The organism is Nonomuraea sediminis (genome assembly GCF_018531495.1).
Taxonomy (GTDB): Bacteria; Actinomycetota; Actinomycetes; order Streptosporangiales; family Streptosporangiaceae; genus Nonomuraea; species Nonomuraea sediminis.
In genome coordinates, this window is the sequence record NZ_JAHDTI010000002.1 from 1,023,216 (window position 1) to 1,047,277 (window position 24,062).

Below are 24,062 nucleotides of genomic sequence, written 5' to 3' on the forward strand. Positions count from 1 at the left end.
CTCCAGTCAAACTGGAGCCCGCACCGGCACAAACTTCGGGCCGGATCCGACGTCCGTTGCGGGCAGCTGGAATCGTCGTCTCGCGCAGTGGCGGCAAGCCCTGGCGGGAGAAACCAAATACCGGCGGTGAACGGCGTCGGTGAGCCGTGTGCTGGAGAACGGCATGCACGGTTCGATGCGGCGGGAGCTGGAAACGGAACGATCGCGACCACGGTCACTGGGGGAAAGCACAGCTGACCGGAAAACCGGCGGAAGATGATCGCCAGCGCGCCAGCTCCCGACCCTACCGCCAACGGCTGTTCCTGGGGTCCTTGACCCCGGTATCCAACAGCCGTGTGGGTCTACCACAAGGACTCCGGCTGGCAACCGGCCGCGTTGGACACGTGCGCCCAACGGTGTAAAGGGCCTGGTCAGGTGGCTGCCGTACAGCTGGAAAGTACAGCTACCGCCACGGATGTAGCTGTACTTTGGCGGACGTTGAAGGACTCTCACCGCACGGCGGATCTCGGCACCCCAGGGTGGCCGAACGCGGGCGTATGGGGCATCATGGGGGCCGCGAGCTGGGGAAGCCCAGTTCTGGATATCAACTGAACCGCGGGAGCTTGGGGCAACCAGGCTGAGAGGGCAGATACCGCTGCTGCCGACCGCATGAACCTGTCCGGGTAATGCCGGCGTAGGGAGTGTGCGATGACGGACGTCGTCGACGATGCGAAGCATGCCGAAGTTCCGCTGACCCTCGAGGGCGCTCCTCCGCCCAAGACGCTCGGCGTGCTCGACCAAGGAGCGCTCTGGGCCAACCTCGGCGTCAGCCTCCTGGGCTTCTCCGGAGCCCTGCTGCTCCTCGAACCGATCAAGGGCCTGCGGCTCTCGGTGCCCGCCGCGCTGGTGGCGGCGGTCGTCGGGAGCCTGATCGGCTCGGCCATGGTGGGCCTGTCCGCGATCCCCGGCACCCAGACGGGGCGGCCCGCGATGGTCCTGCTCCGCGGGCTGTTCGGGGCCAGGGTCTCCTACCTGCCCACCGTACTGAACATCGTGCAGATGCTCGGCTGGGGCGCCTTCGAGCTCTGGGTGATCGCCACCGCGGCCCAGGCGGTGTTCGGGGCCGTGCCGTACTGGCTGCTGGTGGTCGCGGCGGGGGTGCTCACGACCGGGCTGACGATCTTCCCGCTGGGGGCCGTCAGGCTGCTGCGGCGCTACGTGACGATCGGGGTGATCGTCTCGCTCGTCTGGTTCGCCGTGGCGTTCCTGCGGGAGGCGCCGCCGCAGAGCGGTGGATCGTGGACGGCGTTCGCGCCCGCGGTGGACTACGTGATCGCGCTGTCGGTGTCGTGGGTGCCGATGGCGGCCGACTTCGCCAGGCACTCGCGCTCCAGCGCGGCCGCCTTCACCGGCGTGGTCGGCGGTTACACGATCGCCCAGGTCGCCTGCCTGGGGCTGGGGATCTACGCGGTGGCGATGGGCGAGGGGTTCGCGCCGTTCATCGCGGCGCCGCTGGGAACGCTGTTCTTCTCGATCCTGATCCTGCGCGAGACCGACCAGTCCTTCGCCAACAACTACTCCACGACCATGTCGCTGCAGAACCTGATGCCCCGGATCGACCGGCGGATCCTGTCCGCCACGATCGGCGTGGTCACCGTCGGGATCGCGCTGCTGGTGGACGTGAACTCCTACGGCGCCTTCCTCGGTGTGATCGGGGCCGTCTTCGTGCCGATGTTCGCCGTGCTGGCGATCGACTACTTCGTCCTCGGCGGCGCCAGGAACTGGGACACCTCCGAGGAGGCGCCCACCCGCTGGTCGATGCTGATCCCCTGGGCGCTGGGGTTCGTCGCCTACTGGGTGACCACGTCCACGCCCACCGTCGAGGCCTGGGACGCCATCTGGCAGCCCATGCGCGATGCCATCAGGCAGCCGTGGATGAACGGCGCGCTGGGCGCGGCACTGGTGGCCTCGCTGGTGACGCTGGCTATCGGCCTGCCACGGCGCGGGCTTCGACGTTGAGCAGGTGGCGCTTGGCGGCCGCGCCTCCTGGGTAGTCGCCCTGCTCGCCGTTCTCGACCCGGTGGGACGGCACGATCACGCACACGGGGTTGGCGTTGACCGCGTTGCCGACCGCGCGCAGCGCGCGCGGCCGCCCGATGAGCTCGCCGATCTCCTCCAGGGTGGTGGCCGTGCCGTACGGCACGGCCATCGTCTTCTGCAGCACCGTGCGCGCGAACGGCGTGGCCAGCGCCAGGTCCACCCGCGTGGCGAAGGTCCGCAGGCGCCCGGAGAAGTAGGCGTCCAGCTCCCTGCGCACCGGGTCGAGCCGCCCCGGGTCCGGCCCGATGAACGTGCCCACGTGCCGGGTCAGCTGCTCGAACACGCTGTTCTCCGGCTCGAAGCTGCAGGCCGCGATGCCCCTGGCCGTCACGGCGAGCACCAGCCTGCCGACGGCTCCGTCGTAGGTGCCGAAGGCGATGTCGGGTGGAGTTTCGCCACGATATGTGCCAGACGTCACCCGCAGCAGTGCATCGAGGTCGCCAGCCGACATACCCTCACCTCCTCGGGCAGCGTATCGGACGGATCCGCCGTCGTCGGCGCGATGGCACGGGCACTATGGAGGTGTGGGGGACGACAGCGCCGGAGGTGACGACGAGCTGGCCCGTGCGGTGCTCGCCAGCTCGCCCAACGCCGTCGTCGCGCTCGACAGGGATCAGACCGTCCTGGTCTGGAACCCGGCCGCGGAACGCCTCTTCGGCTGGAGCGCCGAGGAGATGCTCGGCCGCAGGGCGCCGATCGTGCCGGAGGAGCTGACCGCCGAGCACAACGCGGTGCTCGAGCGGGTGCGCACGGGCGGCCAGGTCTCGCTGCGCACCAAGCGGTTCCGCAGCGACGGCACGATGCTCGACCTGCGCGTCGACACCAGCGCCCTGCGCCAGGGCAGCTCGGTCGTGGGCTACGTGTGCGTGCACCACCTGACCGAGGTGGACGAGAGCGCCAAGCACCGGATGGCGCGCAGGGCCAGGCTCGTGCGCCGGCTCACCGACGTGGTCGGCGACATCAACGCCGAGCTCGAGCTGCCCGCCGTACTCGACCGGATCTCCGCCAGCCTGACCGAGCTGACCGGCGCCGACGCGGGCGGGTTCGTGCTCATCGAGGGCGAGCGGCTGCGCCTGGTCAGCACCTACCAGCTGCCGGGCTCCATCCGCGACACCACCACCGACCTGCGCACCAGCCTCGTCGGCAAGCTGTTACGCACCGGCAAGACCGTGATGCTGGAGTCGCAGGGCCTCGACGACCTGGTCTGGGCCGAGCTGGACGGCCTGCACACGATCGCGCTCGGCCTGGCCGCCGTGGGCGGCCGCCCCTATGGAGCGCTCTACGCCCTGTTCGCCGGCACCAAGCCGGAACACGTGGAGCTCGAACTACTCGAACTGCTCGCCGGCCACGCGGGCATCGCCGTCGGCAACGCGATGGCCTACCAGGACGCGGTACGGCAGCGCGCCCACGAGCGGGCCGTCTTCGACGCCAGCGCCGACGGCATCGCCGTACTCGACGGGAAGGGCAGGGTGATCCAGTGGAACCCGGCCGCCGCCGAGCTCACCGCCTTCTCCGCCGACGTCGTGCTGGGCGGGCCGCCGCCGTTCCCGCTGCCCGAGCCGGGCGAGAAGCTGACCTTCCAGCTGGAGACCGGACGCTGGCTCGACGTTGTCAGCGCCACGATCGACGAGACCGGCGAGGTGGTCGTCGACTTCCGCGACGTCACCAGGGCCAAGGAGCTGGAGGAGGCCAAGGACCTGTTCCTGGCCACGACCAGCCACGAGCTGCGCACCCCGATCACGATCGTGCGCGGGTTCGCCAGCACGCTCGACTCCCGCTGGGACAAGCTGACCGACCTGGAACGCCGCTCAGCCGTGCACACCATCGCCGAGCGGGCCAAATCCCTCGGACACCTGATGGACCACCTGCTGCTCGGCTCCAGGGCCGGCGCCGACGAGCTGGCGGTGCGCATCGAGATCTTCGACCTGGGCGAGCGCATCCACGCCGCGACGCTCGGGCTGCCGGTGCTGTCCGACCGGCATCGGGTCGAGGTGGTCATCCCCGACGGCCTGCCGTACGTCAGCGGGGACGCGCTGGCCACCGACATCATCCTGGGGCAGTTGCTGGAGAACGCCTTCAAGTACTCGCCGCAGGGCGGCCTGATCAGCGTCGAGGCCTGGCCGGAGGACGAGCACGTGGTGGTCGTGGTGGACGACGAGGGCGTCGGCATCGCGCCGAACGACCGCGAGCGGGTCTTCGAGCGGTTCGTCCAGGTCGACAGCGGCGACAGGCGCCGCTTCGGCGGCGTCGGGCTCGGGCTCTACATCGTGCGCAGCCTGGCCAGGGCGCAGGGAGGGGACGTGACGGCGCATCCGCGGCCCGGCGGAGGGACGCGGATGAGGCTGGTTCTGCATAGCGGATCCGACACACCGATGCGGTAACGAGGTGGTCACGGATCTGCTGATCTATCGTCCAATGTGTACAAGCTGTGATCGAGATGCGGTTTCTGGGAATGGGGAACGGGGCATTTCGGTCGTACCGGGGAGTGTTCCCGCGGGGGGCACTGGGAGCGGGGAGGTGAGCGTGTCCAGCGTGGTGCTGTTGCCATACGCACCGTCGAGCGTCGCCGTTGCCCGTCAGCGTCTCAGCACCGATCTCGAGGACAGCGGGGTCTCCACCGGCTGCATCGACGATGCCGTGCTCGTGGTGAGCGAACTGCTCAGCAACGCCCTGAGGCACGCGCATCCGCTGCCCTCCGGGATGGTCAGGGTCGCCTGGCTCTGGAGTGAGGACCACATCGAGGTCGCCGTCAGCGACGGGGGAGCGGCCACCGAGCCGCGCGCCGGCCGGCCGACCCTGTCCTCGCTGGGTGGCCGGGGGCTCGGAATCGTGGAGTACGTGGCCGAGAGCTGGGGAGTTCGCCACGACGGCGACACCACGACGGTCTGGGCGGTGCTGCCCGCACCGAACGGATCGGTGAACGGGCGCACGCCCGCGCTCAAGGAGGCCGGCTAGCCGGCCCTGCCTGCCAGCACGGCCCGTTCGGTCGTGGCCCACGTCGTCGACACCAGCAGGTACAGCCCGGCGGCCAGCGGCAGCCAGAGCGCGGCCAGCACCGAGGTGAACGGCAGCGCCGGCAGCAGCCTGCGCATCCAGGCCGGCTGGTCCTCCGTCACCGTGATCCGCCGCGACGACCACCAGGCCACGAGAGCCGTCGCCACGATCAACAACGCGAAGACCAAAAATGGCCAGCTGAGCAGACCGTAACCCGCCACCACGCCGGCGATCGGCTGCCCGAGAGGCGCGCCGAACAGGTAGTGGCCCGCCAGCGCGGTCGGATGCGTGGCGACCCTGAACATCACCCACATGAACGGCAGCTGGGCCAGCCCCGGCAGGATCCCGGCGAACGGCGAGCTGCCCTCCTTGGCGTAGAGCGCGGTCAGCTCCCTGCTCAGCCGCTCAGGGTTGCGCCCGTGCCGCTTCTGCAGCTCGCGCAGCTTCGGCGCCAGGCGCTCCTTGAGCTTGGCGCTGCGGGCCTGCTTGACGCTCAGGGGCAGGATGGCCAGCCGTACGGCCAGCGTGAACACGACGATGGCCAGGGCGGCGTTGCCACCGGCCATGCCGACGATGAACGTGACAAGAGAATCGATCATGAGCCCTTCGTTTCATGAGAAGTTGACGGGCTCGATCGACGAGCCCCGCTGGAATCAGAGAGCGGGGCTGGGTGATGGTGCTCGTGGACGCGGCCTGCCCGCCGCGTCGGGATCGCGCTGGCGCTGGAAGGACGTGCGCCGCGCGTAGCTCAGCGGGAACGCGGGCGATCGCCCTGTGCCGAGCGGCAGCAATCTGGCGGCCCACTCCACCAGGAGCAGGACTGCCAGCATGGTGACCCCGATGAGCCAGGGGTCGAGGAGGAACAGCGTCACTGCGACGAGGAGGATCCCGAGCCGCTCATCACCCGGACGGCGATGAAGACGATGACTCCCACGACGGCCACCAGCAATGCCACCTTCAGCAGGGTCGCGAGCAGCGGAAGGATGAAGGTGAACAGCACGAACATGGCGGCCAGGGCGCCAATGACGAGCATGATGACTCGACTCATGGATCCCACCGTACGTCCTCCCGGGGTGATCCGCGAGGCTTACGAACCAATGACGTGCATATGGGAACCGGACCCGCACGCCGTACCGTGAAGGTGTGGACACCCGCATCCTGGTCGTGGACGACGACCCCACGGTCGCCGAGGTCGTGGCGCGTTATCTGGAGCGCGACGGGCACCGTGTCGAGTGCGTGGGCGACGGCGCCGAGGCGCTGCGCCGGGCGCTGGCCAGCCCGCCTGATCTGATGGTGCTCGACCTCATGCTGCCCAAGGTCGACGGGCTGCAGGTGTGCAAGAAGCTGCGTGAGCGCTGGCCTGTCCCGGTGATCATGCTGACCGCCCTCGGCGAGGAGATCGACCGGGTGGTCGGCCTGGAGACGGGCGCGGACGACTACGTGACCAAGCCGTTCAGCCCGCGCGAGCTGGCGCTGCGCGTGCAGTCGGTGCTGCGCCGCGCCAGGGGCGCGTCGGTCACCGGCGGCACCGGCGTGCTGCGCGACGCCGACCTGGTCGTGGACGTCGGCGCGCACGAGGTACGGCTGGGCGGCGCGGAGATCATGCTGACCGCCAGGGAGTTCGACCTGCTGGCCTACCTGATGCGCAACCCGCGGCAGGCCTTCAGCCGCGCGGCGCTGCTCGACCAGGTGTGGGGATGGTCCTTCGGCGACACCTCCACGGTGACCGTGCACGTCAGGCGGCTGCGCGAGAAGATCGAGGCGGACCCCACGGAACCGCGGCGGATCGTCACGGTGTGGGGCGTCGGATACAGGTACGAGCCGATACCATGATCGTCCTTCCCGCCCTGCTGTCCGGGCTCGTGGTGGCCTTCATCGGCCTGCTGGCGATGTGGCTGCTGCGGACGCGGTCGATCGGCGTGATGCTGGCGCTGGCCGTGGTGGTGGCCGTGGCGGCGACGCTGGCGGGCGTGATCGTGATCATCCTGAAGATGATCATCGGGGGCGAGGCGCAGGACGTCGTGCTCATGGTCGTGGCCGTGGGCGGGCTGGTCGGCCTCGGGGTGGCCTTCGTGCTGGCCCGCCGGGTGCTCACCGAGAGCAGGCGCTTCGCGGACGCGGTCCGCTCGATGCCGTTCACGGCGCCGCGCGGGCTGCCCGCCGAGCTGCAGACCATCGCCAACGCCCTGGAGGAGTCCTACGCCCGCGAGCAGGCACTGGAAGGCGCGCGGCGGGAACTGGTGGCCTGGGTCAGCCACGACCTCCGCACGCCGCTGGCGGGCATGCGCGCCATGGTCGAGGCGCTCCAGGACGGGGTGGTGTCGGATCCGCCGACCGTCAACCGCTACCACGCCCAGATCAAGCTGGAGGTGGAGCGGCTGTCGGGCATGGTCGACGACCTCTTCGAGCTGTCCAGGATCCACGCCGGCGCGCTGCGCCTGTCGACGGCCAGGATCGGGCTGGCCGACCTGGTCGCCGACACGCTGGCCGCGGCCGAGCCGCTGGCCAGGGCCAAAGGGGTACGGCTGGCCTTCGAGCCGGCCGAGGCCGTGCCCGTCGAGGCCGACCCGGGGGCGCTCGGCCGGGCGCTCGGCAACCTCGTGGTGAACGCCATCAGGCACACGCCGTCGGACCACACGGTGGTGCTACGGGCGGCGACGGTGGAAGGGATGGCATGCCTGTCTGTGGCCGACGCCTGCGGCGGGATCCCGGTGGAGGATCTGCCGCGGGTGTTCGACGTGGCCTTCCGTGGTGAGGCCGCCCGGACGCCCGCCGCAGGGGGTGGGGCGGGGCTCGGGCTCGCCATCGCCCAGGGGATCGTCGAGGCGCACGACGGGGTGATCGGCGTGGTCAACGAAGGGCAGGGGTGCCGGTTCGAGATCCGGCTTCCGCTGGAGCACTAGGCGGACTCCGGCATCGGGGCGCGGGCCGCGGCGTCTTCGGGTGCGGTGCTCGGGATGTTGGTCAGCGCGACGCTCGGCGCGCTCGCCGCCAGGGCCGCGTTCGGGCCCGGGGGTGTGATGGTCAGGTCGGTGGGTTCGCTCGCCGTACTCGCTGACGTGGAGCCGAAAGACTCGGACATCGCACGAAATGTCGGGCAGGGCCAGCGCCACATGCAGCTGCGGCAGCGCAGGATCGGGTGCGCCGCGTCGCTGGTGATGCCGCCCGCGTCGCGCGGCTGGTGCAGGTCGAGCAGGCGCAACCCGAGCTCGGCGAACGTCAGCAGATCGTCGCGGGCGCCGGCGAGGAAGTCGAGGTCCTCGGTGGCCAGGCGGGTGCTGACCGGCACGTATCCCTCGTGGTTCACCAGGCCACGCAGGCGTCCTGCCTCGTCGTGCCATGAGGATGCCTTCGCTGTGCGGATCTGAATCTCCTCCAGCCGCTCGCGCACTCGCGCGCGCTGGGGGTCATCCGGTTGGTCTGTTTTCATCGATGCTTGGGCCCGTACTCCCTTTTAGCCACGTTGTGACCTGACTCGGGCCACCCCCCTTTCTGGCCTCGCCGGTATCACAGTGTCAAGCTTCGCGTACTCTCTGTTTTCATGGAGGCCAAATGGGGGACAAAAACCAGTCGTTCTCCGATCGGCGTGAGAACGTGACCCAGGGCGCTCGCGCCGCTAGCCTGCCCATGTGGAGCTCAAGGTCTCGACTCGATCACATGCCGGCCATGCCCTGGTGGCCATCGCCGGTGAAATAGACCTCTATACGGCACCCCACCTGCAGTCGGAGTTCACCCGGCTCCTGCAGGAGGGGCCAAGCCGCGTGGTCATCGACATGTCCGCCGTCGACTTCTGTGACTCGACGGGGATGAACGTGCTGCTTTCGGCACTCAAACGGATCAAGGAGCAGGGAGGCGCGCTCGACGTGGCCGCCCCGCGGCCCGCCGTCCGCAAGATCCTTCAGGTGACAGGGCTCGACTCGGTGTTCACCGTGCACGACGAGGTGCCCGAGGAGTTCCTGATCGCCGAGGGGTCATGACGGCCGACACAGCGGTGGTCATCCCGGCCAAGAACGAGGCCGGGCGGATCGGACCGACCGTCGCGGCGGCGCTCGCGCTGCCCGGCGTCGACCTCGTCGTGGTCGTCGACGACGGCTCGGTCGACCGGACGGGCAAGGTCGCGCGGGAGGCGGGCGCCCGGGTGGTCCGCCACAGCCGCAACAGGGGCAAGGCCGCGGCCATGGAGAGCGGCGCGGAAGCGGTGCGCCTGCTCGACGGCGAGACGCCACGGCACCTGCTGTTCCTCGACGCCGACCTGGGCGAGACGGCCGCGGCGGCCGCGGCGCTCGTCGAGCCGGTGCGCGCGGGCAAGGCCGACCTGTCCATCGCGGTCTTCACCACGCTGGTGAAGCTCGGCGGTCACGGGCTGGTCGTACGGCTGTCGCGTGAGGGCATCAAGCGGGCCACCGGGTTCGAGGCGGCCCAGCCGCTGAACGGGCAGCGCTGCATCACGCGCGAGGCCTTCGAGGCGGCCAGGCCGCTTGCGCACGGCTTCGGCGTGGAGACGGGCATGACCATCGACCTGCTGCGCAAGGGATACCGCGTGGTGGAGGTGGAGGTGCACATGGCGCACAGGGCCACCGGCACCGACTGGCGGGCCCAGCTGCACCGGGCCGTCCAGTTGCGCGATGTCGGCCTGGCGCTGGCGGCCCGCGAGCCGATCATCCGCGACACGATCCTTCCGCGGCGTTCCTGACGGCGCTCCCCCCGCGTTGTCCACAGGGCTGGTGGGGGGTGGCCGGTTGTCCACAGGCGGGCGACGAAGGCGTGGCGCGCGTGGTGGATGTGCTGGAATCTCTGCGTGACCTCGACGACCCCTCTGATCCGCCGGCTGCCCGTCGCCGCAGCCGTGGCGATCGGCGCGTCCATCGTCCTGACGATCACGATCTCCCTGCTCGGCCCGTCCGCGATGGTCCCGGCGCTGCCGGGCCCCGCGTGGCAACCGCCTTACTTCCTGAGCCTGCATCCCGCCCCTCATCTGGTCGTCGCCATGGGCGCGGCCGCGATCGTCCTCGGCGCCCTGGGGCTGCTGCTCGGGCTGCGCGGCCTGCCGGGGAAACCGTCGACGTGGGTCATGATCGGCTGCGTCGCGGCCGGGCTGCTGGCGTTCCTCCCGCCTTCGGGGTCGGGCGATCACCTCAACTACGCCGCCTACGGGCGCATGGTCGTCCTGGGCGTCAACCCGTACACCCACGGCGCGACCGCCCTTCCCGGGGATCCGATCGCCGACGCCGTGGAGGCTCCCTGGCGCGAGGAGCCGAGTGTCTACGGTCCCGTGGCCACGGCCGTCCAGGCGCTGGCGAGCTGGATCGGCGGCGACTCCGTCCGGCTCACCGTCTTCGTCCTGGCCTTGGTGAACGCCGCGGCCTTCATCGCGACCGCCCTCCTGATCGACCGCTTCACCCGTGACGACCCGGCCGTGCGCCTGCGCGCCGCCCTGCTGTGGACGGCCAACCCGCTGCTGCTGTACCACCTGGTGGCGGGGATGCACATCGACACGCTGGCGATCGCCTGCATGGTCGCCGCCGTCCTGTCCCGCACCCGCCTGGTCCGCGCCGGTCTCCTGCTGGGGCTGGGCGTCGCCGTCAAGCTCAACGCCGGTCTCGTGGCGCTCGGCCCCGCCTGGGAGCTCCGCCGCCGTCCTGCCCGCCTGGCGGTGATGGCGGGCACGGCCGTGGGCGTCGTCGTCCTGGGCTACGCCCTCACCGGCCCGTCCGCGCTGGCGCCCGTGAGCAGGACCAGCAAGTCGGTCTCCTTCGCCTCCTACTGGAAGCTCGTCCAGGGCTGGCTGCAGTCACTGTTCGGCTCGGGCGCCTACCGTGCCGAGCTCCAGGTCGCCTCCGTCGCGGTCATCGTCCTGCTGGCCTACCTGCTCTTCCGCCTCGTGGCGGCCACATCTTCCGGTGGCGCGCCCGGCTTCCTCGGGGTGGGTCGGGAAGGGGTGAGCGCGCCCGTGGTGGCGGTGGTGGTGGTCACGGCCTACGTGTTCGCCACGCCGTACATCCTGCCCTGGTACGACGGCATGGCCTTCGGGTTGCTCGCGCTGGTGGCGGCCTCGGCGCTCGACAGGTTCCTGATGGTGCACCTGCTCGTGCTGTCCCTGGGTTACCTGCCGGCGCGGGTCGCGGGGCAGCCGGAGGATCTGGTGTGGCTCACGACCGTGGTTCGGTCCCGGATGGTGCCGTGGGCGCTGCTGGCGTTGACGATCGCGCTGGGGTGGTGGGCTTGGCGAGCTGCAGCGCGCGCACGCAGGCCGCGAGCGTCAGCGGGACGGCCACGGTGAGCGCCATGGCCGGGATGGCGATCCCGGAGTCGTTGCTCAGGAAGCCGATGAAGGCACAGGTCAGCGCGCCGAACAGGCCCGCGCGCAGCGCCGGCGCGAGCCGGTAGGCCTGGCCGAGCGCCGAGGCGCCCCAGCGCGACGGCCGGTCCAGGACGAAGAACAGGAAGGCCAGCGCCACCACCGTGAGCAGCGTGAGCGACCAGTTCCCGACGGTCACGCCGACCATCGCGCTGAACTTGCGCCACACCACGGTCCATGCCTGCCCGTCGATGACCTGCTGCACGAACGTGCCCAGGTGGGTGCGCTGCTCGGCCGGCCGTAGCCAGTCGAACACCGCGATCGCCGAGATCAGCGCGGCTCCCCCCACCGCGACGAGCAGCAGCTTCACCACGGAGACCCGGCGGCCTGACAGCAGGATCAGCAGGACGGCGACGCCGATCACGAAGGCGGGCACGCCGCCGAAGTCGGCTCCCCAGGACGGCCAGCCATCGGCGAAGACGGCCAGCCCGCCGTACGTGGCGCAGAGGAGCACCACGAGTGCGCGTGGGAAGCCGCGCTCGCGCAGCCACTGCGCGACTCCGGCCAGGGCCAGGATGGTGCCGGTCGAGTACACGGCGAAGGCGATGTTACTGAAGCCGTAGAACCGGCCGCCGGTGACGGGTTCGTAGCCGGTGACGGCGTTGACCTGCAGCGTGGATCCGGTCATCACGTCGATCAGCAGCGCCACCGAGCTGATGCCCGCCACGACGGTCAGCGGGCCGAGCACGTGTGTCCGCCACGGTCCCGCGAAGGCCAGGGCGGTGATCAGCACGGCGATGCCGAGGATGGTGCCGATCAACGCGGCCATCGGGGCCCCGAGGCTCCACCACGGCACCAGCTGCGCCAGGAACGTCGACACCGCGATGGCGCCACTGACCACGGACACCAGCTGCACCGCCACCAGCAACCGAGACGTCGCCGCATCGCCGGTCCCGCTGCGGTCGGTGGCCTGTGGGCTACCCGGCCCGATCCTGCCCGTGACGCCGCTTCCGTTCTGCCCGGAACCCGCGGGAAGCGGCCCGTGATCGTGCGCGCTCTCGGCGGGGTTCGAGTTCTTAGCGGGGGTGCTTGCGGAGCGGCGGCGGCGGAGGGCCAGGGCGGCGAAGGCGTAGAAGAGGAGCTGCACGGTGACGAACACCGCGAAGAAGGGGCCGCGGACGTCGCGGAGGACCTGGCTGGCCAGGTCGCTGTCGGCGAGCTGCGTGACCGTGTCCGCGACCGTGGCGGGGGTCGCGCCGTCGTTGTCCCAGGTGCGGCCGACCACGGCGCGCGGCTCGGGCAGGCCGAGCAGGTGGATCGCGGTGGCCGTCAGGTCGGTGATGGTGACCAGGCCGTCCTGGCGCGTGGACGTCGCCGTGAGCAGGCCACGGCGGTACGGCGTGCCGTCCGGTGACGGGCCGGTGGCGATGGCGACGTGCAGGTGGGCGTTGGGGGTGACGTCGGAGATCCCGGCCACCAGGACGGTCGTGTCCGCGGGGAGCTCGCCGAGCAGCGCGCCGATGCTGCTGTCGGCTTCGGCGACGGCCGCCTGCCTGGCCGAGGCCGAGAGCGGGAGAGGCACGCCGTACTCGTCGAGCGGCTGCCGCAGCCAGGCGTCCGACAGGGCGCCCGCCTCGAAGACGACCAGGTTGTACGGCGTGAGGTCGCCTGCCGATCGCGTGGAGTCGGCGTACTTCGCGACCATGCCGGTCTTGTCGGCGGCGCCGATGGCGGCTCCCGGGCCGATCGCCGCGACCTTGCCGCCGGAATCCTTGACGAGCTGCCCCAGAGTGCCCAGCTCCGCGTTGTACCCGGTCGACGCCTGGTATGCCACCAGGTCTGACCAGCCCGGCACGCTCGCGCCCCCGCCCTCCGGCTGGGGTGTGGGCGGACGCGGGCATCCGCGGCCTGCCGTACCTGCTCGCTGGCCGGCCGAGACGGTCAGCCAACCCGCGGTGGGGCAGGTGATGCCGCGGTCGGGCGGCGGTACGGCACGCGTGGACAGCGACGCGGCGCCGCCCTGGCCGACGAGCTTCCACAGGTTCGGCGTGCGAGCCTGGTCGAGGTCGCTCCATTCGAGCCCGGGCACGCCCACGACGGCCACCCGCCCCCGCGCACCGTCGGCCGCGCCCGCCGTACCGGCTCCCAGCACCATCACCGCCAGCCCCGCGAGGACCGCCCCTACCCACCGCAAGAAACCGCAGGGGAGGGCGGGAGGGGTGGGGGTGGTGCGGTGTGGCATGAGTGGAGACCCCCGGTGTCAGCGCGCTCGATCAGCAATAGCCACGGTAACGTGCCACACCGTGACAGGTGGTGTGGCGACGACGATCAGGCGGCAGTGGTGGGCGTGGGCTGTCGCCGTGCTGCTCATCGTGGCGGCGGCGGCCCCGCTGGTGCTGCAGTGGCTGACCAACCCGGACGACCAGCGCCTCGTCGACCTGGACGTGTACCGCACCGGCGGGGAGATGCTCCTGCAGGGGCGGCCCGTGTACGACTTCTTCACGCCTGCCCCGCAGTTGCTCCCGTTCACCTACCCGCCGATCGCGGCGATGCTGGCCGTACCGCTGGCGGAGCTGCCGTGGACCACGGCCCAGTGGGTGTGGACCGTGGGGATCTTCGTGTCGCTGGGGGTGACGGTCGCCTTCGCGTTCCGCCAAGTCCTGACCAGGCGCGAGGTCCAGGCCAGGTACGCGCCGTGGCTGTTCGCCCTGTTGATGATCGCGTGCACCTACCTGATGCCCATCCGCGACCAGGTGCGCTTCGGCCAGGTGGACATCCTGCTGGTGGCGCTGTGCGTGGCCGACTGCCTGGCCAAACGGCCGTGGTGGCCGCGCGGCTTCCTGATCGGCCTGGCCACGGCCGTCAAGCTGACCCCGGGCGTCTTCCTGATCTATCTGCTGGTGACGCGGCAGTGGCGCACGTTCTGGATGGCCTCGTTCGTCACCGCGCTGCTGACGTTGCTCCCGTTCGCGGTGATCCCGAAGGACGCGGCCGACTTCTGGTTCAAGGCGCTGCTCGACCCCGAGCGCCTGGGAGCCAACGCCGCCACCACGAACCAGTCGATCCGCGCCATGCTGCTCCGGCTCTACCTGCCGAGCGACACGCTGACGTGGGCCTTGTGGCTGGTGCTGGTCGCGGTCGTCGGCTGGTACGGCTTCCGCGCCGCCAAGCGGGCGCTCGACGCCGGAGACGAGACCACGGCGGTGGCGCTGACCGGCCTCATGGCGGTGCTTCTGTCGCCGGTGGCGTGGATCCACCACCTGGCCTGGGTGGTCGTGGTGCTGGCGGCGATCGTCGGCGACGGGCGCGACCGGGTGCGGCTGTGGGTGGCGGGGGGCGTCTGGCTGTATTACGTGGTGCCGGTGCCGTGGTGGGGCGTGTCGCTGAAGGTGGCCGGGTGGAACGTCGTCGGCAAGATCGTGCAGGACGGGTTCGGGCTGGGCGCGCTCTTCCTGGTGTGGCTGCTGGCGAGTTGGTTGCCCAAACGTCGCGGCATTTCATGACCAACTGATTACTCTCTGTGGTGTGCTGGTTACCGTATGGGTCATCGTGGGGGTCGTCGCCGGGGTCAGCGGCGTCGCCATCGGATATGTCGCGCTGAAGCAGGCCCGGGCCGCCGTGGACGACTGCCGGCAGATGCTCACCAGGCAGACGAGCGAGGGCAGGGGCGACCTGAAGGCCATCCGTGACGTGGCGGTCTTCCGTTACGACGCGCTGGAGGAGATGACGGGCAGGCTGTCGTTCTCGGTCGCGATGATCAACGGGCTGGGCGACGGGATCGTGCTCACCTCCATCAACGGCCGCTCCGAGACGCGCACGTACGTGCGTCCGGTGGTGGGCGGCAAGGGCGCCCAGCCGCTGTCGCCGGAGGAGGAAGAGGCGGTCAGGGCGGCCCGGCTGGGACTGGGTCCCGAGGTTGCGCGGCAAATGGCCAGGTGGTAAGGGCATAATCTATTGCTATGGCAAGACTCGCCTATCTCGGTCCTGAAGGTACCTTCACCGAAGAGGCCCTGCGGCTCCTTGAGCCGGAGGCCGAGCGCCTGCCGTGCGCGAACGTCAGCGCCGCGCTCAACGCGGCGCGCTCCGGTGAGGCCGACGGTGCCGTCGTCCCGCTGGAGAATTCGCTCGAAGGCGCGATCACGACGACGCTGGACGAGTTCGCCTGGGGCGAGCCGCTCCTGATCACCGCCGAGCTGCTGCTGCCGGTGCAGTTCTCGCTGCTGGCCCGGCCCGACACCGAGCTCGTGCACATCAAACGGGTCTACACCCATCCCGCCGCGATCACCCAGTGCCGCGGCTTCATCGCCAGGGAGCTGCCGGACGCCGTCGTGGTGGCCGCGCCGTCGACCGCGGCGGCCGCCCAGGAGGTGGCTCTGCCCGGCTCGCCGTACGACGCCGCGATCGCGGCGCGGATCGCGGGCGAGCACTACGGGCTGGTGGAGCTGGCGGGCAACATCGGCGACCGCACCGACACGGTGACGCGTTTCGTCCGGGTGAGCCGTTCTGGCGCGCTGCCCGAGCCGACCGGCTCCGACCGCACGACGCTCGTGGTCTTCCTGGCGGACGACCACCCGGGCGCTCTGCTGGAGATGCTGACCGAGTTCTCGGTGCGCGGCGTCAACCTGACCCGCATCGAGTCGCGGCCCACCGGCGACGGCATCGGCCGCTACTTCTTCCACTTCGACTTCGAGGGACACGTGGCCGACGCCCGTGTCGGCGAGGCCATCTCGGGCCTGCACCGCATCTGCGGCGAGGTCCGCTTCCTCGGCAGCTACCCGCGCGCCGACGGCGTCACTCCCCAGATCAAGCGGGGTACGGCTGACGCCGAGTTCGCCGAGGCGGGCGAGTGGCTGGCCAGGATCCGGGCCGGGCAGGTCTGAGCGCGGTAATCCGGGAGCGGTTGGTCGCCCCGGGTCGGTAGCCTTTACCTCGTGATTGACCTGCGTACCATTCGTGAGGCTCCCGACAGGCTGCGCGCGTCGCAGCATGCCCGCGGCGAGGACGACTCGATCGTCGACACGCTGCTCGACCTGGACGAGCGTCGCCGCTCCGCGCTGACCTCGTTCGAGTCTCTGCGCGCCGAGCAGAAGAGTATGGGCAAGTCGGTCTCCAAGGCGCAGGGCGAGGAGAAGCAGGCGCTCCTCCAGCGGGCCAAGGAGCTGGCCGCCGAGGTCAAGAGCGCCGAGGCCGAGGCCGAGCGGCTGGCCGCCGAGCTGGACGAGGTCCTCCACACGGTGCCCAACATCGTGGAGGAGGCGGCCCCGCACGGAGGCGAGGACGACTACGTCGTGCTCGAGACGGTCGGCAAGCCGCGCGAGTTCGACTTCGAACCCAGGGACCACCTGGAGCTGGGCGAGCTGCTCGGCGCGATCGACATGGAGCGCGGCGCCAAGGTGTCGGGCTCGCGCTTCTACTTCCTCAAGGGCGTCGGCGCCCGGCTGCAGCTCGGCATGCTCAACATGGCCATGCAGCACGCCATCGCCAACGGCTTCACCCCGATGATCACGCCGGTCCTGGTCAAGCCGGAGACCATGCAGGGCACGGGCTTCCACGTCGCCCACGACAAGGAGATCTACCGGCTCCCCGACGACGACCTGTACCTGGTCGGCACCTCGGAGGTGGCGCTGGCCGGCTACCACGCCGACGAGATCATCCCCGCCGACCAGCTCCCGCTGCGCTACGCGGGCTGGTCGTCCTGCTTCCGCCGCGAGGCGGGCTCCTACGGCAAGGACACCCGCGGCATCATCAGGGTCCACCAGTTCGACAAGGTCGAGATGTTCTCCTACTGCCGTCCCGAGGACGCGCACGAGGAGCACCAGCGCCTGCTGGCCTGGGAGAAGGAGATGCTCGCCAAGATCGAGGTCCCGTACCGGATCATCGACACGGCGGCGGGCGACCTGGGTATGTCGGCCGCCCGCAAGTTCGACTGCGAGGCCTGGATCCCGACCCAGGGCCGCTACCGGGAGCTGACCTCGACCTCCAACTGCACCGAGTTCCAGGCGCGCCGGCTCGCCGTACGCCTGCGTGACGAGGACGGCAAGCCGCGCCCCCTGGCCACGCTGAACGGGACGCTGGCCACCACCCGGTGGATCGTGGCGATCCTGGAGAACCACCAGCAGGCCGACGGCTCGGTCGTGATCCCCGAGGCGCTGCGGCCCTACGTCGGGCTCGACGTCCTCGAGCCGGTCAAGTAGGCCTCCCGCCTGATCCAGGCGATGGTCGCCGCCATCACGCCGCCGGTCAGCACGACGGCGAGCGTGAGGGCGGTGCCGTAGCTCTCCGGCGTGCCCTGCGACCAGCCGTGGAACGGCAGGTACACGGTCGCGAAGACCAGAGGCCCCGCCGCCAGCGCCCCGAGCACCGTGCCCGGCCTGGCCCGCCCGGCGGCGGCCAGGCTGACGCAGGCGAGCGCCCCGATGCCGATCAGCGGGATGCCGAGGGCGAGCTTGAGCGCGTCGATCCCGATGAACGACGACTCGGTGGGCGCGGTGTTCACCAGGTACACGCCCACGCAGGTCAGCATCGCGAAGATCGAGTAAGGCGTGTAGAGCCTGCGCAGTCCCGCCCCGATCGTGGCAAGGAGCATGGCCACGGCCAGTTCCCAGGCGGCCGTCCGCTCGGGTGCCAGTGGATCGCGGGCCAGGTCGTCGGTCTGGCCGCCGTCGGGCCAGCCCACCTGCCGCCAGGCTCCGCCCGCGTCGCGCATCAGGATCCCGTCGACCCCGTTGGCCACCACCACGACGTGCCCGCCGGGCCTGTCCTGTACGGCCAGCGTCCGCGTCGATGAACCGTCGCGCCCGCCGGACTCCCTGTCCACCCAGTCCATCCTGGCCGGCGGCATCGACCACGAGTCGTGCCAGGTCCTGCCGTAGTCGTCGGACTCCGCGACGGCGAACCTGCCGGGGACGACCCGGTAGCACCGCTGGGGCAGCCGGGGCACGCACGCCGCCGTCGGTGATTGCAGATCGTGTGTGGCATCGGTGACCCGGGTCCAGGTCAGGCCTCCGTCGGAGGACGCCAGATCGTCCGCCCCGTTCACGTGGGCCCTGATCCACTGACCCTGGATCTCGATCGACTCCACGCTCGGCCGCGGCGCGGCCGAGGTCGCCGTCACCGCCAGTACGGCGAGCGGCACGCCCACGACGGCACGCCAGCGAGCAGGGACGCTCCTGCCGCGGATCCACCACGACAGCCCGAGCACCGGGAGCGCCAGGAGGTCCGTGGGATCCGCCAGGACGCGCGAGGGACCCGCGACCAGGGTCCACAGGTGGGAGGCGACCTCAGCGCCCGTCTGCGTCGTCTTGACGAGCGTGAAGAGCACTCCGGTGACCAGGAGCGCCACCAGATCCGCCCGCCGGGCGAAGAGGAGGGCCAGCAGGGCGGGCGCGACGACCAGTCCGGCGACGTCGCTGAGCTTGCCCGTCACGAACCCGGGCCAGGCCTGCTTGAGCAGGTGGTCGTTGAGCAGCAGCACGATCACCGCGACGAGCGTCGCCGGGTGGCATAACCACGCATACCTCATATGGAGGTAGATGGGGGAGAAAGATCGCAGGTTCTTCGTCAGTGTGAGTCGACTCACACCTGTGACCTGCCCGTGAAAACGCGAAAGCCCAGAGGCCGCTGGAGGCGGACCCTGGGCTATCTCGCTAACTACAGGTCAGATGGCACGGACCTGGGAGGCCTGCGGCCCCTTCTGTCCCTGCGTGATCTCGAACTCGACCCGCTGGCCGTCTTCAAGGCTGCGGTAGCCGTTGCCGACGATCTCAGAGAAGTGCACGAACACGTCCGGCGCACCGCCGTCCGGGGCGATGAAGCCGAAGCCCTTCTCGGCGTTGAACCACTTGACGGTTCCCTGAGCCATAAAAGCTCTCCCTCAGGATGTGAATCTATGGGACCCACACCTCGTGGGTCCCGGTGTGTCGTACAGCAAGCACCCGGGGTGGCTCAGACAAAGTCATGCTGGTTTTCACTACGGGATCAGCTAATACAACGCCATCACATCTAACACCATTCTGGCGCGTCGGTGTTCCCGTCCATCCGAAGATTTCTTGCTGGCCGCATCACCGGGCAAACTGGAACCCGTTATGAGAACCCAGTCTGCGCCGCGCTTGGTGGCCACGGACCTCGACGGCACCGCCTTGCGTGGCGACGGTTCCGTCTCCCCGCGGACGGTGGCGGCGTTCGCGAGGGTCGAAGATTCGGGCGCTGTACTCGTCTTCGTCACCGGTCGTCCACCTCGTTGGATGAGCGGTGTGGCCGGGATCGTACGGCATCGCGGGCTGGCTATCTGTGCGAACGGAGCACTGATCTACGATCTGCACACCGAACGGATAGTTGAATCACACCTCATCGCCGTCGAGGTGCTCGAGCAGGTTGTCGCTCAGCTTCGAGCGAACGTGCCCGGACTCGCATTTTCGGTCGAGTATGAAGGCGGTTTTGCGCACGAGTCAGATTACCTGTTGGGAGGCTGGGACAGCCGGGCCGTGGGTGGCCTGCGCGTGGGCACCTCGACGCTGACCTCGCGCCCGTGCGCCAAGCTGCTGGCCTTCCATCCGTCGATGAACCCGGACGCGTTGCAGATGGCCGTATGCGACATGGTTGGACATTTGGTGACACCAACGCATTCGAGCGGCAAAGGGCTCATTGAGATGAGCGCGCACGGCGTGACCAAGGCGACCGCGCTGGCCGCGCTGGCCGAACAGCACGGCATCGACCGCTCACAGATCGTCGCGTTCGGCGACATGCCGAACGACCTGCCCATGCTGAGTTGGGCAGGCACGTCCTACGCGGTCGCCAACGCGCACGCCGACGTGCTGGCCGCCGTCGACCACGTCACCGCGGCCAACGACGACGACGGCGTCGCGCTGGTGCTCGAGGAGCTCTACAGGTAGGGCCCGGAGCCGTGCGGCCGCTGGTCGTCACTCTGCGGCACGCCGGGCAGCGCCCTGCGCATCTGCTCCAGCTGGGCCCGTGCGGCCATCTGCTGGGCGAAGAGCGTCGTCTGGATGCCGTGGAAGAGCCCCTCAAGCCATCCGACCAGCTGGGCGTGCGCGATGCGCAGCTCAGCCTCGCTGGGCGGGGTGCCGTTGTCGTCGGTGAACGGCAGCGACAGCCGCTCCAGCTCGTCGACCAGCTCGGGCGCCAGGCCGTCCTCGAGCTCCTTGATGGAGGACTCGTGGATCTCTTTCAACCGCTTACGGCTGGCCTCGTCCAGAGGCGCCGCGCGCACTTCCTCCAGGAGCTGCCGGATCATGCTGCCGATGCGCATCACCTTGGCGGGCTGCTCGACCAGGTTGGCGACCGATCGCTCTTCCTCGCCGTTATCGCCCTGATTCCCCTGGAAGTCCGGGCCCACCACCACGATGTGGGGGGTGTTGTTCTCCTCAGCATTCATAACACTCACCGTACTAGCAGGATCTTGCCGACGTGCTCCCCGGAATCGAGCATTCGTTGCGCTTCGGCCGCCTCGGACATCGGCACTTCCGCGTACACCACAGGACGCATGGCCCCCGCACTGACCAGGGGCAGCACGTTCTCCGTGACGCCACGCACGATGACGCCCTTCTCGTCCACCGGGCGCGCGCGCAGCGTGCTGCCGATCACGGAGGCCCGCTTGTACAGCAGCGTCCCCAGGTCGATCTCGGCCTTGCTCCCGCCCTGCAGCCCGATGAGCACCAGCCGCCCGCCCGTGCGCAGCACCTTCAGGTTCCCCGCCAGGTACGGCGCGCCGACGATGTCGAGGATCACGTCGACGTCCTCGACCAGCTCGGCGAAGTCCTGCGTCCGGTAGTTGATCAGCTGGTCGGCGCCCAGCTCCTTCAGCTTGGCCAGCTTCTCGTCGGTGCCCGCGGTGGTGATCACCTGCGAGCCCAGCGCCTTGGCCAGTTGGACGGCCGTCGTGCCGATCCCGCTGGCGCCGCCGTGGACCAGCAGCCGCTCGCCCCTGCGCAGCCTGGCCTGCATGAACACCGTGCCCCAGACCGTGCACGCGGCCTCGGGGATCGCCGCGGCCTCCTTGAGCTCGATGCGCTCCGGGGCGGGCATGACCTGCTGCCACGGCACCGCGACCCTCTCGGCGTACCCTCCACCGGCCAGCAGCGCGCAGACGCGATCGCCGACCTTCCACTGCTCGACGTCCGCGCCGACCTCGGCCACCACCCCCGAGCACTCCAGGCCCGGGTACGGCGAGGCGCCGGGCGGCGGGGGATAGAAACCTATCCGTTGCATCACATCGGCCCGGTTGACCGCGGAAGCGGTCACGTCGATGAGCACTTCTCCCCGGTCAGGACGCGGATCTGGTACCTCGCGCCACTCCAGGACCTCTGGTCCGCCGTACTCGGCGATCACGATTGCGCGCATGCTCACCACGCTAGCGGGGGAGAGAAGTTGCGGGTTGCCGACGTTCGGCGCAACCTTGGGCGTTAACCTGCAAGGTATTTGCTACCCCTTTAGACCCACCAGAGGGGGAACACGGTGGCAAGACACGATCGTGAGGAATCTCTCGAGGAGCAGCTCGCCTGGCTCGATGCGATCAAGGAGACGGAGGAGGCGCCTATCGCGGTGAGCGCGAAGACCGGACCGGTCGCATCCGGCGAGGACTCCTCTCCTTATCCCAAGGACCCCTGGCAGTCCGTTCCGACTGAGCACGAGACGCCGACGCCGCCGCTGTTCCGCGCGGCGGTCGATTCCGTGTACGGCTCGGCCGCGGCGGAGGAGTTGCCGGAGTCCGAGGCGGAGGCCGGCGAGTGGCTGGACAAGGCCTCGCCGCCGGCGAGCCTGGGCAAGGACGAGGACGCCTTCATGGCGCCGCTCAAGCCGCTGCCCAGGCCCGACGACACGGATTCCTACCTGCTGGGGAAGCTGGAGCCGGACAGCTCGGCCGAGACGCTCGAGAACGTTCCATGGCCCAAGCCGCCCTCGTCGGCGTCATCGGCTCCGTCGGCCCCTTCGGCTTCGTCGGGCCCTTCGGCGCTGGAAGAGAAGGCGTCGGGCTGGCCTTCGCTGGAGTGGCGGGACCCCGAGCCCACCCACAAGCCCGAGCGTGACGCGGCCGTCACGACCGAGGAGCCCGCCGAGGAGGAGCCGGATTCGGGCGACACCGAGCCTCGGCTGGCGGAGTCGTGGTCGTCCGAGTCGTGGTCGTCGGAGCCGCTGAGCTGGATGTCGGAGTCGAGTTCGGGCTCCACGGTGCCGGCGGAGCCGGGTTCGGGCTCCACAGCGCCGGCAGAGTCGGGTTCGGGTTCCACGGCACAGGCGGAATCGGCTCCGGCTCTCGCGGAGGCCCCGTCCGTCCCGGCGGAGCGTGAAGTAGTGCCGGAACCGGTCGAGTCCTGGACGGCTTCCGAGGCCAGGCTCGACGAGCCCGAGCCTCCCGCGCCGCGGCGTCGGCCCGCTCCCGTGCCCGTGTTCAGCGCGCCGCCGCGGCCGCCGGTGACCGGGCGGCCCACCGCTGACAGCCTCGCTCCCGAGTCGCTGCTGCGCGGGCGGCGCAACGCGCCCTCCAAGGGGTGGCGGCGCCTGATCTACAAGGCCTCCGGCGGGTGGATCAAGCCGGGTGAGCCGCCGGAGGTGCGGCGCCGGCGGGAACTGGTGTCGCGGGCGCGTATCCCGGTGGCCACGGGGCACCACCGCGTCGCCGTACTGAGCCTGAAGGGTGGTGTGGGCAAGACCACGACCACGGTCGGGCTCGGCGCGACGCTGGCGCAGATGCGCGGCGACCGGGTGATCGCGGTGGACGCCAACCCCGACCGCGGGACGCTGTCGGACAAGCTGGAGCTGGAGACGTCGGCCACCGTTCGTGACCTGCTCAACGAGCGCGAGCAGGTCAAGCGGTACGTCGACATCCGGGCCTTCACCTCGCAGGCGCCCTCGCGGCTCGAGGTCCTGGCCTCCGACAGGGATCCGTCGGTGTCCGAGGCGTTCAGCGGCGCCGACTACCAGGCGGTGTCGCAGGTCCTGGAGAACTTCTACTCGATCTGCATCACCGACTGCGGCACCGGGCTGCTGCATTCGGCGATGGGCGGGGTCCTCGGCCTGGCGGACCAGATCGTCCTGGTCAGCTCGCCCTCGGTGGACGGCGCCCGCGCGGCCTCGGCCACGCTCGACTGGCTCGAGGCCCACCACTACGGCGACCTCGTCAGGGACGCCACGGTCGTCCTGTGCAGCGTCAGGCCCCGCTCGAAGTCGGCGGTCGACATCAAGAAGCTGGAAGCCCACTTCGCGGCCCGCTGCCGCGCGGTGATCCGCGTCCCCTACGACCCCCACCTGGAGGAAGGCGCCGAGATCGACCTCGACCGCCTCCAGGAGGCCACCAGGGACGCCTACCTCCAACTGGCCGCCTCGATAGGCGACGGCTTCGCCGACCCGACCTGACCACCCGGGCCCTCCCTCGGAGGGCCCGGGTCACCCGGCCGGGTACAGCAGATACACCCCCACGATCGCCATCGGCCACGTCATGATCCCCGCCAGCGCGGCCACCCGCGCGCCGTACAACCGCCGCGGGATGTACGAAACCAGCGCGCCGAGCATCACACACCCGACAGGCGCGAACAGCCACGCGTAGAACATGACCCTGGCCAACGTCCCAACGGGCCCGCACTTCGCGGTCCGGTGCCCGGTCAGCGGGTCGATCCCGCACACCTTGTTCTCCAGGCTGGACATCGCCATCGAAGCGAAGAACCCGGCATCCTTC

The 24,062-nt window shown here is 70.2% G+C and carries 24 protein-coding genes, 1 pseudogene and 1 riboswitch; of the genes and pseudogenes, 14 read left to right on the forward strand and 11 right to left on the reverse strand.

Annotation, left to right across the window (positions count from 1 at the left end; genetic code table 11):
- Nucleotides 1–584: 584 nt before the first annotated feature.
- Nucleotides 585–698: riboswitch (TPP riboswitch) on the forward strand.
- Complete coding sequence (locus KIK09_RS12945) at nt 688–1,998, forward strand: purine-cytosine permease family protein (protein WP_214319311.1); 1,311 nt, start codon at nt 688–690, stop codon at nt 1,996–1,998. (Overlaps the previous riboswitch by 11 nt.)
- On the opposite strand, the gene KIK09_RS12950 is transcribed toward KIK09_RS12945, so the two are convergent.
- Nucleotides 1,964–2,530: a methylated-DNA--[protein]-cysteine S-methyltransferase gene (locus KIK09_RS12950; protein ID WP_214319312.1), complete on the reverse strand. Its 567-nt coding sequence runs from the start codon at nt 2,528–2,530 to the stop codon at nt 1,964–1,966. The genes KIK09_RS12945 and KIK09_RS12950 overlap by 35 nt on opposite strands.
- 73 nt (nt 2,531–2,603) lie before the next feature.
- Between KIK09_RS12950 and KIK09_RS12955 the strand changes: the two genes are divergently transcribed.
- Nucleotides 2,604–4,460, forward strand: coding sequence for a PAS domain S-box protein (locus KIK09_RS12955; protein WP_308164057.1), 1,857 nt, complete (start codon nt 2,604–2,606; stop codon nt 4,458–4,460).
- Between the two features lie 136 nt (nt 4,461–4,596).
- On the forward strand, nt 4,597–5,034 hold the full coding sequence (locus KIK09_RS12960; RefSeq protein WP_214319314.1) for an ATP-binding protein: 438 nt from the start codon (nt 4,597–4,599) through the stop codon (nt 5,032–5,034).
- On the opposite strand, the gene KIK09_RS12965 is transcribed toward KIK09_RS12960, so the two are convergent.
- Genes KIK09_RS12965 through KIK09_RS12975 form a run of 3 tightly spaced genes read right to left on the reverse strand, consistent with a single transcriptional unit; the run spans nt 5,031 to nt 6,121 of the window.
- Nucleotides 5,031–5,672, reverse strand: coding sequence for a YidC/Oxa1 family membrane protein insertase (locus KIK09_RS12965; RefSeq protein WP_214319315.1), 642 nt, complete (start codon nt 5,670–5,672; stop codon nt 5,031–5,033). The genes KIK09_RS12960 and KIK09_RS12965 overlap by 4 nt on opposite strands.
- A gap of 54 nt (nt 5,673–5,726) precedes the next feature.
- A complete protein-coding gene (locus tag KIK09_RS12970) occupies nt 5,727–5,945 on the reverse strand; it encodes a DUF6412 domain-containing protein (protein ID WP_214319316.1) in 219 nt (72 codons plus the stop codon).
- Nucleotides 5,942–6,121: a hypothetical protein gene (locus KIK09_RS12975; RefSeq protein WP_214319664.1), complete on the reverse strand. Its 180-nt coding sequence runs from the start codon at nt 6,119–6,121 to the stop codon at nt 5,942–5,944. Before KIK09_RS12975 ends, KIK09_RS12970 begins: the two co-directional genes overlap by 4 nt.
- A gap of 95 nt (nt 6,122–6,216) precedes the next feature.
- Between KIK09_RS12975 and KIK09_RS12980 the strand changes: the two genes are divergently transcribed.
- Complete coding sequence (locus tag KIK09_RS12980; protein WP_214319318.1) at nt 6,217–6,906, forward strand: response regulator transcription factor; 690 nt, start codon at nt 6,217–6,219, stop codon at nt 6,904–6,906.
- Nucleotides 6,903–7,976: a sensor histidine kinase gene (locus tag KIK09_RS12985; RefSeq protein WP_214319320.1), complete on the forward strand. Its 1,074-nt coding sequence runs from the start codon at nt 6,903–6,905 to the stop codon at nt 7,974–7,976. Before KIK09_RS12980 ends, KIK09_RS12985 begins: the two co-directional genes overlap by 4 nt.
- Here the strand turns inward: KIK09_RS12985 and KIK09_RS12990 are convergent.
- On the reverse strand, nt 7,973–8,503 hold the full coding sequence (locus KIK09_RS12990; RefSeq protein ID WP_250572913.1) for a hypothetical protein: 531 nt from the start codon (nt 8,501–8,503) through the stop codon (nt 7,973–7,975). The two genes, KIK09_RS12985 and KIK09_RS12990, sit on opposite strands and share 4 nt — an antisense overlap.
- A 199-nt stretch (nt 8,504–8,702) precedes the next feature.
- Between KIK09_RS12990 and KIK09_RS12995 the strand changes: the two genes are divergently transcribed.
- From KIK09_RS12995 to mptB, 3 genes and pseudogenes are all read left to right on the forward strand, one after another.
- Entirely contained in the window at nt 8,703–9,050 is a 348-nt protein-coding gene (locus KIK09_RS12995; protein ID WP_214319322.1) for an STAS domain-containing protein, read from the forward strand.
- On the forward strand, nt 9,047–9,766 hold the full coding sequence (locus tag KIK09_RS13000; protein WP_214319329.1) for a glycosyltransferase family 2 protein: 720 nt from the start codon (nt 9,047–9,049) through the stop codon (nt 9,764–9,766). Before KIK09_RS12995 ends, KIK09_RS13000 begins: the two co-directional genes overlap by 4 nt.
- Before the next feature lie 294 nt (nt 9,767–10,060).
- Nucleotides 10,061–10,945, forward strand: a pseudogene (gene mptB, locus KIK09_RS57620) (polyprenol phosphomannose-dependent alpha 1,6 mannosyltransferase MptB); the annotation flags it as partial.
- 277 nt (nt 10,946–11,222) lie between these two features.
- Here the strand turns inward: mptB and KIK09_RS57625 are convergent.
- Entirely contained in the window at nt 11,223–13,565 is a 2,343-nt protein-coding gene (locus tag KIK09_RS57625; protein ID WP_250572914.1) for a hypothetical protein, read from the reverse strand.
- Nucleotides 13,566–13,674: 109 nt separating this feature from the next.
- Between KIK09_RS57625 and KIK09_RS13015 the strand changes: the two genes are divergently transcribed.
- From KIK09_RS13015 to serS, 4 genes are read left to right on the forward strand one after another with little or no spacing between them, the layout of a single operon-like run.
- Complete coding sequence (locus KIK09_RS13015; protein WP_308164058.1) at nt 13,675–14,874, forward strand: glycosyltransferase 87 family protein; 1,200 nt, start codon at nt 13,675–13,677, stop codon at nt 14,872–14,874.
- Between the two features lie 22 nt (nt 14,875–14,896).
- A complete protein-coding gene (locus KIK09_RS13020; RefSeq protein WP_308164059.1) occupies nt 14,897–15,313 on the forward strand; it encodes a DUF4446 family protein in 417 nt (138 codons plus the stop codon).
- Nucleotides 15,314–15,330: 17 nt separating this feature from the next.
- Nucleotides 15,331–16,251 carry a prephenate dehydratase gene (gene pheA / locus KIK09_RS13025; protein ID WP_214319348.1) on the forward strand — a complete coding sequence of 307 codons (921 nt, stop codon included), beginning with the start codon at nt 15,331–15,333 and terminating at the stop codon, nt 16,249–16,251.
- A gap of 51 nt (nt 16,252–16,302) precedes the next feature.
- Entirely contained in the window at nt 16,303–17,565 is a 1,263-nt protein-coding gene (gene serS, locus KIK09_RS13030) for a serine--tRNA ligase (protein WP_214319350.1), read from the forward strand.
- Here serS and KIK09_RS13035 read toward each other — a convergent pair.
- Both KIK09_RS13035 and KIK09_RS13040 read right to left on the reverse strand, forming a co-directional pair.
- The gene (locus KIK09_RS13035) at nt 17,529–18,893 is read right to left on the reverse strand and encodes a beta propeller repeat protein (RefSeq protein ID WP_214319352.1); all 1,365 of its coding nucleotides are present in this window, start codon (nt 18,891–18,893) and stop codon (nt 17,529–17,531) included. The two genes, serS and KIK09_RS13035, sit on opposite strands and share 37 nt — an antisense overlap.
- Before the next feature lie 135 nt (nt 18,894–19,028).
- Nucleotides 19,029–19,232, reverse strand: coding sequence for a cold-shock protein (locus tag KIK09_RS13040; protein WP_043619750.1), 204 nt, complete (start codon nt 19,230–19,232; stop codon nt 19,029–19,031).
- A 250-nt stretch (nt 19,233–19,482) separates the two neighbouring features.
- Here KIK09_RS13040 and KIK09_RS13045 point away from each other — a divergent pair, with 250 nt between their 5' ends.
- Complete coding sequence (locus tag KIK09_RS13045) at nt 19,483–20,262, forward strand: HAD family hydrolase (RefSeq protein WP_308164080.1); 780 nt, start codon at nt 19,483–19,485, stop codon at nt 20,260–20,262.
- Here KIK09_RS13045 and KIK09_RS13050 read toward each other — a convergent pair.
- Nucleotides 20,253–20,765 carry a bacterial proteasome activator family protein gene (locus tag KIK09_RS13050; protein ID WP_214319355.1) on the reverse strand — a complete coding sequence of 171 codons (513 nt, stop codon included), beginning with the start codon at nt 20,763–20,765 and terminating at the stop codon, nt 20,253–20,255. The genes KIK09_RS13045 and KIK09_RS13050 overlap by 10 nt on opposite strands.
- Before the next feature lie 5 nt (nt 20,766–20,770).
- Entirely contained in the window at nt 20,771–21,730 is a 960-nt protein-coding gene (locus KIK09_RS13055; RefSeq protein ID WP_214319358.1) for an NAD(P)H-quinone oxidoreductase, read from the reverse strand.
- Between the two features lie 114 nt (nt 21,731–21,844).
- Here KIK09_RS13055 and KIK09_RS13060 point away from each other — a divergent pair, with 114 nt between their 5' ends.
- Nucleotides 21,845–23,743: a MinD/ParA family ATP-binding protein gene (locus KIK09_RS13060; RefSeq protein ID WP_308164060.1), complete on the forward strand. Its 1,899-nt coding sequence runs from the start codon at nt 21,845–21,847 to the stop codon at nt 23,741–23,743.
- 30 nt (nt 23,744–23,773) lie between these two features.
- Here the strand turns inward: KIK09_RS13060 and KIK09_RS13065 are convergent, their stop codons facing one another.
- Nucleotides 23,774–24,037: a hypothetical protein gene (locus KIK09_RS13065; RefSeq protein ID WP_214319360.1), complete on the reverse strand. Its 264-nt coding sequence runs from the start codon at nt 24,035–24,037 to the stop codon at nt 23,774–23,776.
- Between the last annotated feature and the right edge of the window lie 25 nt (nt 24,038–24,062).

What these genes read in the sequence shown, in the direction of transcription:
- KIK09_RS12945 (WP_214319311.1), top strand. Translation starts at nt 688, where the DNA reads ATGACGGACGTCGTCGACGATGCGAAGCATGCCGAAGTTCCGCTGACC.
- KIK09_RS12950 (WP_214319312.1), bottom strand. Translation starts at nt 2,530, where the DNA reads ATGTCGGCTGGCGACCTCGATGCACTGCTGCGGGTGACGTCTGGCACA.
- KIK09_RS12965 (WP_214319315.1), bottom strand. Translation starts at nt 5,672, where the DNA reads ATGATCGATTCTCTTGTCACGTTCATCGTCGGCATGGCCGGTGGCAAC.
- KIK09_RS12975 (WP_214319664.1), bottom strand. Translation starts at nt 6,121, where the DNA reads ATGAGTCGAGTCATCATGCTCGTCATTGGCGCCCTGGCCGCCATGTTC.
- KIK09_RS12985 (WP_214319320.1), top strand. Translation starts at nt 6,903, where the DNA reads ATGATCGTCCTTCCCGCCCTGCTGTCCGGGCTCGTGGTGGCCTTCATC.
- KIK09_RS12990 (WP_250572913.1), bottom strand. Translation starts at nt 8,503, where the DNA reads ATGAAAACAGACCAACCGGATGACCCCCAGCGCGCGCGAGTGCGCGAG.
- KIK09_RS13000 (WP_214319329.1), top strand. Translation starts at nt 9,047, where the DNA reads ATGACGGCCGACACAGCGGTGGTCATCCCGGCCAAGAACGAGGCCGGG.
- pheA (WP_214319348.1), top strand. Translation starts at nt 15,331, where the DNA reads ATGGCAAGACTCGCCTATCTCGGTCCTGAAGGTACCTTCACCGAAGAG.
- KIK09_RS13035 (WP_214319352.1), bottom strand. Translation starts at nt 18,893, where the DNA reads ATGAGGTATGCGTGGTTATGCCACCCGGCGACGCTCGTCGCGGTGATC.
- KIK09_RS13040 (WP_043619750.1), bottom strand. Translation starts at nt 19,232, where the DNA reads ATGGCTCAGGGAACCGTCAAGTGGTTCAACGCCGAGAAGGGCTTCGGC.
- KIK09_RS13050 (WP_214319355.1), bottom strand. Translation starts at nt 20,765, where the DNA reads ATGAATGCTGAGGAGAACAACACCCCCCACATCGTGGTGGTGGGCCCG.
- KIK09_RS13055 (WP_214319358.1), bottom strand. Translation starts at nt 21,730, where the DNA reads ATGCGCGCAATCGTGATCGCCGAGTACGGCGGACCAGAGGTCCTGGAG.
- KIK09_RS13065 (WP_214319360.1), bottom strand. Translation starts at nt 24,037, where the DNA reads ATGGCGATGTCCAGCCTGGAGAACAAGGTGTGCGGGATCGACCCGCTG.